This is a genomic window from Streptomyces adelaidensis (assembly GCF_016598475.1).
In the GTDB taxonomy this organism is placed as follows: Bacteria; Actinomycetota; Actinomycetes; order Streptomycetales; family Streptomycetaceae; genus Streptomyces; species Streptomyces adelaidensis.
This window is the reverse complement of sequence record NZ_JAEMUX010000216.1, coordinates 1-1,640: the sequence shown is the minus strand read 5'-3', so window position 1 is coordinate 1,640 and position 1,640 is coordinate 1. Positions and strand designations below refer to the sequence as shown.

The following is a 1,640-nucleotide window of genomic DNA, read 5'->3' as shown; positions in this document are numbered from 1 at the left end:
CCTCTGCGAAGCCGTCGGCGCGATCCGGGAGCAGCGTTCCGCCCGCCACCTCCGCGCCCTCCCTGCCGCCTAGAAACGCCTCAGGCGGCCCTCAGGCGCCCGTACAGCCGTCCGGCGGACTCCGGGCACCCCACCCGCTTCCCAGCCCGCCACAGCCCCGCACAGGCCTTCCATGACCCAGGAGTGACCCCATGGCCAGCCCGACCGCCCGCCGGTGGTGCCAGGACCGCGACCACCCGCTCACCACCTACAACCCCTGGCTCAACCGCACCTACTGCCGATGCGGCCACCGCCAGATACCCGGCGAACAGCCCCTCGACTGGGCGGCGAAGCGGGCCGTCTTCCACCACTGCACACCAGACGGGCCGTGCGACTGCTACGCCACTGGCCGCCCCGCCAACCGCCCCGCCGCCTGAAGGAGGCCCCCGTGACGACGACACCTGACCCGCGAGTAAGTAAGCCCGCCCGCATCCAACGACGACGCACCGCCGGATGGCGCAAGCCCGAAGGCTCCACCTACGTCGGACGGCCCACTCGCTTCGGCAACCCGTACCGCATCGTCCGCGCCGATCACGGCCTGATCGTCCAGTTCGGCGAGACCGGTGGCGGAGTCGGCGTCTGGCCCAACGAGCTGGAGGCCCGCCGTTACGCGACTGAGGCGTACCGGGTTTGGATCACGCAGCCCGAGCAGGCCGACCAGTTGCGCCTTTTCCGCGCACTCCTCCACGGCCGCGACCTCACCTGCTGGTGCCCGCTCCCCGCGCCCGGCCAGCCCGACCACTGCCATGCGGCGGTTTTGATCGACCTCGTGAACCAGCCGAGCCCCGCCGTCTGATCGCCCCCGCACACATCCGGATAACCCACCACCCAGGAGCCCTGATGGCCAGCCGCATCAACCCGCGTTTCGCCGCCCACGCCAGCCCCGCAGCCATCGACCACGCCATCCGTGAAGCCGACGCCGCCAGCCGCCGCTACGCCCTGAAGGCCGACGCCCTCCGCCGGCTCCTCGATGCCCGGCGGGAACAGGTCGCCGCCGGAACGTGGCCGTCCAAAGACGACCACGCCCAGCCGACCGCCGCGCCTTCCGGTCCCGTCACCCCCACCAGCCGATAACCGAGGAGCACCCGATGAACCCGCTCACCGACACCCAGCTCGACGAGATCGAAACCCGCGCCGCCAGCCTCCACGAGTACGCGACCCTGACCGACGTTCCGTTCCAGGCCGACGCCGACCAGCTCACCGGAATCGACGTGCCGCAGATGGCCGCCGAACTCCGCCGCCTCCGCGCCGAGCTGGACGACCGCACCGAAGCCCTCGCGTCCGCCGACGACCCCACCCGGCTCCGCTGGGGCTTGAACGACGTGATGTGGGGCGACGACGACACGATCACCGTGCTCCTGTCCGGGCCGGACCGTGAGCCGTACTGGCTGGAGTTGGAGCCGGAGCGCGCGGCCGTACTCCGCGAAGACCTCGCCGGACCGCCCACCGAGGAGCGGGACACGCTGCCTGCGTGGCTGCGTCGACGGTTCACGGGGATCGCTGTCCCGTGGGAGCAGCTCGACGACGGCGAGCAGTCCTACTGGGAGCACCAGGCCGCCGCCGTCCGTAGGGCCGTCGCCCGGAACGGCTTCAAGGCCACC

4 protein-coding genes are annotated in these 1,640 nt (G+C 71.9%); all 4 read left to right on the top strand.

Annotation, left to right across the window (positions count from 1 at the left end; all coding sequences use genetic code 11):
• The first annotated feature begins 191 nt into the window (after positions 1-191).
• A complete protein-coding gene (locus I8N67_RS43635; protein ID WP_234047106.1) occupies positions 192-416 on the top strand; it encodes a hypothetical protein in 225 nt (74 codons plus the stop codon).
• Between the two features lie 11 nt (positions 417-427).
• A complete protein-coding gene (locus I8N67_RS41375) occupies positions 428-835 on the top strand; it encodes a DUF4326 domain-containing protein (protein WP_307835531.1) in 408 nt (135 codons plus the stop codon).
• A 44-nt stretch (positions 836-879) separates the two neighbouring features.
• On the top strand, positions 880-1,113 hold the full coding sequence (locus I8N67_RS41370; protein ID WP_200309464.1) for a hypothetical protein: 234 nt from the start codon (positions 880-882) through the stop codon (positions 1,111-1,113).
• A gap of 14 nt (positions 1,114-1,127) precedes the next feature.
• The coding region (locus I8N67_RS41365) for a hypothetical protein (RefSeq protein ID WP_200309463.1) at positions 1,128-1,640 on the top strand (513 nt) is incomplete at its 3' end.